The sequence below is a fragment of the Sphingomonas endophytica genome (genome assembly GCF_001476895.1).
Lineage (GTDB): Bacteria > Pseudomonadota > Alphaproteobacteria > Sphingomonadales > Sphingomonadaceae > Sphingomonas > Sphingomonas endophytica_A.
Genome location: NZ_LDTB01000086.1, coordinates 1 through 5,624 on the forward strand (window position 1 = coordinate 1; position 5,624 = coordinate 5,624).

Here is a 5,624-nt window from a genome sequence, read left to right on the forward strand (position 1 = left end):
GCGCGCGCGCGCGCGCCGTTCGCGGAAGTGGTGGTGGAGCCGTTCGGCGACATCTGGCTGCGCGATACCGCCCCGATCCTGGGTGGTGACGGCAGGGCGCGCGATTTCGGCTTCAACGGCTGGGGCGGCAAGTACGACCTGGAGGGCGATGAGGATATCGGCGCGCGGCTGGGACGCGCGCGCGGGCTGACCGTGATCGGCTGCGACTGGGTTCTGGAAGGTGGCGCGATCGACGGCGACGGCACCGGACTGGTCGTCACCACCGAACAATGCCTGCTCAATCCCAACCGCAACCCGACCCTGCCCAAGGGGACGATCGAGCATCGGCTGGCCGAGGATCTCGGGCTGACGCGGGTGCTCTGGCTGGGCCACGGACTGCTCAACGACCATACCGACGGCCATGTCGATAATCTCGCGCGCTTCGTCGGGCCGAACCGGCTCGCGATCCCGGTCGCGACCGAGAACGATCCGAACTGGCAGGTCTACCAGGACGCCGCGCTGCGTGCCCATGCGGCCGGGATCGACGTCGTGGAGATTCCCTCCCCCGGCCGCGTGCTGCGCGACGAGGATGTCGTGCCGGCCAGCTACATGAATTTTTACATCGGCAATGCGGCGGTCGTCGTGCCGCTGTACGGCGCGGAGAACGATCAGGCTGCGGTCGCCGCGCTCCAGGCGATCTTCCCCGGTCGAGAGGTCGTCGGCCTGCGCGCCGACGCGATCCTGACCGGCGGCGGCAGCTTCCACTGCATCAGCCAGCAGATCCCAGGCTAGGCGGCGCCAGCGCCGCGATGCGTGCGACATGGGCGCACGCAAGCTTGGGATCGGCCGGCGCGCGGCCACGCCGCGCGTCCGACGTCACAGCGGCGGCTTCGTCGTCGCCCCGGTCCGGAGAATCCCTCAACCGCACAACCACGAGCGTCAGCGCTCGCGGAGACATGGACCCCGGCCTGCGCCGGGGTGACGGTGGAGGAAGGGCCACCACCCCGCCTCGATCGTCACCCCGGCGAAGGCCGGGGTCCACCTCTCCCGGCAATCAGCCGCTACTCCCCCCCGTTCCTACGCCTGCACCGCTCCGAAATCCGACCGCGACCGCCGCGCGCCGCTCTCGCCCCGCCGGTTCAGCGCCAGCCGCACCCGGTCGAGCAGTTCGGAGCGCCGGTACGGCTTGCTCAGCACATCGGTCGTCCGCGCGCGCGGGCCGCCGACCACCAGTTCCTCGTTATACCCCGTGGTCATCAGCACCGACACCGACGGATCCCGCTCCGTCACCGCATCGGCCAGCATCAGCCCGTTCATCCCGCCCGGCATCACCAGATCGGTAAACAACAGGTCGAAACGATCGCCGTCATGCGTCGCATCGAACAGCCGCAGGCCTTCCTCGGCGCTCATCGCGGTCGAGACGCGATAGCCCGCGCTCTCCAGGATCTCGCGCGCGATCGCCAGGACCTCCTCATTGTCCTCGACGACCAGCACATGCTGCGTGCCGCCGGTCGCCGGGACACCGACCTGCGCCGGCCGCGGCGTGTCGGCCACCTGCTTGCCCGCCGCCATCACCGGGAACAGCATCCGCACCAGCGTACCCTTGCCCGGCGTGCTTTCGATCTCCAGCCGCCCGCCCGACTGCCGCACGAACCCGCTGGCCATCGCCAGCCCCAGCCCGGTGCCCTTGCCAGTGCCCTTGGTGGTGAAGAACGGCTCGGTCGCACGCTCCAGCACCTCGGGCGCCATGCCCTGCCCATTGTCCTCGACCTGCAGCACGATGTAATCGCCCGACGGCAAATCGTGCGCGGCGGCATCGCCGTTCAGGTGGCGTGGCAGCGTGGAGATCGTCACCAGCCCGCCGTCGGGCATCGCATCGCGCGCGTTGTTGACGATGTTGAGCAGCGCCATCTCCAGCTGGTCGGGATCGACCACGACATGCTTCAGCCCGCGCCTCAGGCTCAGGTGGATCTCGACCTGTTTGTTGACCGAGCTTTCGATCAGCTCGCTGAACTCGGACACGAGCTGCGTCAGGTCCAGCGGGCGCGGCTCAAGCCGCGTCTTGCGCGCGAACGCCAGCAACTGCCGCGTCAGCTTGGCGCCGCGCTCCGCCGCCGATTGCGCCGCGGCGACATAGCGGCGGACGCGCTCCGGATCCTTGGTGTGCGTCACCAGCTCCAGATTGCCGTTCACGACCTGCAACAGGTTATTGAAATCATGTGCCAGCCCGGCGGTCAGCTGGCCGATCGACTCCATCTTCTGCGCCTGCCGGTACGATTGCTCGGAATTGCGGCGGCGGGTGACGTCCAGCTGGCTGGCGAAGAAATACTGCAGCTTGCCCTGCGTGTCATAGACCGGGCCGATGAACACCGCGTTCCAGAATGCCGATCCGTCACGGCGATAGTTGAGCAGCTCCAGCGCCACCGACGACCGTGCCGCCACCGCGTCGCGCAGTTCGGCGACCGCGTGGCGATCGGTCTGCGCGCCCTGCAGGAAACGACAATTGCGCCCCAGCACCTCGTCTTCCTCATAGCCGGTCAGGTCGAGGAACGCCTTGTTGGCGAAGACGATCGGATTGTCGTCCTGATTGGGGTCGGTGAGCAGCATCGGCATCCGCGTCATCTCGATCGCGGCGAAGAACACCCCGCCGCGATCCTGCAGATTCGGATCGGTGATCGTGCTCTCGCGCCAGTGGTGGAGCCCGGGACGCTCGATCGGTTCGCTGGCCCCGACATCCATCGTGCCCTTTGCGGGGCGTCCGGCGGCCAATCCGGTCGGATCCACGTCGTCGTGCTTCTGCGGGTCGGACGGCTGCACGTTGTCGTTCATTCCTCGGCTGTTACGGAGCCAAACCATCCGGCGCAAGAAAAGCTCACGCCGGATCGCCCGGAACTCGCCAACCGTAAGGAATTCACCGCGTCGGCACTGGCTCCGCGCCCGAATAATCGTAGAACCCGCGCCCGGTCTTGCGCCCGAACCATCCGGCCTCGACATATTTCACCAGCAGCGGCGCGGGCCGGAACTTAGGGTCGCCGGTACCCTCGAACAGCACGCGCGTGATCTCCAGACAGGTGTCCAGCCCGATGAAGTCCGCCAGCGTCAGCGGCCCCATCGGATGATTCAGCCCCAGCTGGCACGCCAGGTCGATGTCGCGGATCGTCGCCACGCCCTCGCCCAGCGCGAAGCACGCCTCGTTCAGCATCGGCATCAGCACGCGGTTGACGATGAAGCCCGGCGCATCGTTGGCGCGTACCACCTGCTTGCCCAGCGCCTCGGCATAACGCTCGATCGTCGCGACCGTCGCGTCGCTGGTCGCCAGCCCGCGAATGACCTCGATCAGCCCCATCACCGGTACCGGGTTGAAGAAATGCACCCCGATGAAGCGGCCCGCGTCCGGCGCGGCCTGCGCCAGCCGCGTGATCGGGATCGACGAGGTGTTCGAGGCCAGCACCGCATCGTCGCGCAGCACCGCGCCGACATCGGCGAAGATCCGCCGCTTGATGTCCTCGCGCTCGGTCGCCGCCTCGATCACCAGATCGCACGGCGCCAGCTCGGCGACGCCCGCCACCGGCTCGATCCGCGCCAGCGTCGCGTCGCGCGCGTCGGCATCGATCTGCCCCTTCTCGACAGCGCGCGCCAGCCGCTTGGCGATCCCCGCCTTGCCCGCCTCCGCCCGCGCCCGGTCGACATCGCCCAGCAGCACGCGAAAGCCCGCCGCGGCGGATACCTGCGCGATGCCCGCGCCCATCTGGCCTGCACCGATCACGCCGATTGTGTGCATTTCCATCTCCTGTTCATGTTGGCGCGCCTTTAAACCGCGCCAATGATAAAGCGCCAGCAGGGAGGCGAAGCGCGATGAAAAGATGGACGATTCTCGCTGTCATGTTACTCGCCGCCTGCTCGCGACAGCCCGCCTTCGCCCCCGCGTCTGGCCCGTCCGCCACCCCGCGCGCCATATCCGCGCCGGCTGCCGCCCCCGGCGACGATCACGCCGTGCCGAAGCCGGGCGACCAGAAGACGTTCGGCGACTGGACCGTCGCCTGCGACAATATCAAACGCTGCGCCATGGCCTCGCTCGGCCCCGATGGCGGCGACTTCCCGCGCGTCCTGATGCAGATCGCGCGCACCGCCGGGCCGGCGGGCGGGTTCGAAATATCGCTGGTGGCGCCGATGGACGACACGCCCGTCCCCGCCGCGTTGCTGGTCGATGGTCGCCGCTTCCGTGTGACCGGAAAGAGCCTGGCGGGCGCTGCCGCCGCCGAGCTCGCCGCCACGATCGCCGATGCCACCACGCTGGAGATTCGCGATGCCCGGGACACGCGGCTCGCGACGCTGTCGCTGAAGGGGGCGTCGGCGGCGCTGCGGTACATCGACGCCGAACAGGGCCGCGCCGGCACCGTCACCGCCGCGGTCGCGCACGGCGATCGTCCCGCCGAGGCCGTTCCCGCCGCCGCGCGCGCGCCGCGAGTCGCCGCGATCGCCGTCGCCGGTCCCGCCGACATGCCCGTCGCGGCCGTGCTGACGGAAATGCGCCGCACCGCCCGGTGCGACCAGCCGCTGCCCGACATCGAAGCGCGCGCATACCGGCTCGCCGATGGGGCGACGCTGGTCCTGCTCCCGTGCTCGACCGGCGCCTATAACGAGATCGATGCGGTGTTCGTCCTCCGCGATGGCACGGCCACCCCGGCCACGGCCGATGCCCCCGCCGGCTTCGACGCCACCGGTGCCGATTCCGAAACCCCCGTCGTCAGCGTCGTCAACGGCAATGTCGATGGCGATGTGCTCACCAGCTATGCCAAAGGGCGCGGGCTCGGCGATTGCGGGGTGATGCAGGACTTCGTCTGGGACGGCACGCGCCTCCGGCTGGTCGAACAGCGCGCGATGGGCGAGTGCCGTGGCAACCCCGATTACCTGCGCGTCTGGCGCGCGGCGGTGGTGCGGCGATGATCGCGCTGCTGCTGGCGCTGGAGGCGGTCACGCGGCTGGGCGACTGGACGGTCGCCTGCGACGATCGCGGCCGGTGCGAAGCACTGGCGCAGCCGCCCGTCGGCGCCCCGGACGGCGATTATCCCCCCGCCGTGCTGCGCGACGACCCCGCCCCCGCGCTCGAATTGCCGATCCCGGCCGGCGTCGCGGCGGGGCGGCGACTGACGCTGGCGGTCGATGGCACGACGCTGGCACGGATCGTCGCCCCCGGTGGCGGCAGCGGCCTGTCGCTGCCGCTCGCGGGTCCGCTCGCCCGCGCGGTGTCGCGCGGCCGGCTGCTGACGCTTGCCGGTGCTGATCGCCGCGTCATCGCGCGCGTCTCGCTGAAGGGGCTGACCGCCGCCCGCGCCGCGTTGCGCGCGCCCGCTCCGGCGGCGCTGCCTCCGATCGACCAGCCGCCCGTCACCGCCGCCCGCCCCCGCCAGCTGTCCCGCAAACAGCTCAAGGCGCTGGCGGTCCCGTCCTGCACCACGCCGCAGCCGCGCAGCTACCGCCTCGACGCGCGGCACACGCTGATCGCGATCGATTCCGGCTGCACCCCGCGCGCGACCTGGCTCTACGTCCTCCCCGACAAAGGCGATCCCGCCCCCGCCACGTTCGACATTCCCGCCGCCGCCACCCCGCCTGCGCACCGCGTCGCGGGCGACGGGGCTCCCGCC

At 70.2% G+C, this 5,624-nt stretch carries 4 protein-coding genes and 1 pseudogene; 3 read left to right on the forward strand and 2 right to left on the reverse strand.

What is annotated here, in order from left to right:
• Positions 1-771 (forward strand): agmatine deiminase family protein (locus tag NS334_RS15925; RefSeq protein WP_058756937.1); only part of this gene is annotated, 771 nt, incomplete at its 5' end.
• Positions 772-1,056: 285 nt separating this feature from the next.
• Here NS334_RS15925 and NS334_RS15930 read toward each other — a convergent pair.
• On the reverse strand, positions 1,057-2,808 hold the full coding sequence (locus tag NS334_RS15930; protein WP_058756938.1) for a histidine kinase famiy protein: 1,752 nt from the start codon (positions 2,806-2,808) through the stop codon (positions 1,057-1,059).
• A gap of 82 nt (positions 2,809-2,890) precedes the next feature.
• Complete coding sequence (locus NS334_RS15935; RefSeq protein ID WP_058756940.1) at positions 2,891-3,760, reverse strand: 3-hydroxybutyryl-CoA dehydrogenase; 870 nt, start codon at positions 3,758-3,760, stop codon at positions 2,891-2,893.
• Positions 3,761-3,834: 74 nt separating this feature from the next.
• On the opposite strand from NS334_RS15935, the gene NS334_RS15940 reads away from it, so the two are divergent.
• Positions 3,835-4,926: a DUF1176 domain-containing protein gene (locus tag NS334_RS15940; RefSeq protein ID WP_058756939.1), complete on the forward strand. Its 1,092-nt coding sequence runs from the start codon at positions 3,835-3,837 to the stop codon at positions 4,924-4,926.
• Positions 4,923-5,624, forward strand: a pseudogene (locus NS334_RS15945) (DUF1176 domain-containing protein); the annotation flags it as partial. The gene NS334_RS15940 and the pseudogene NS334_RS15945, both read left to right, overlap by 4 nt.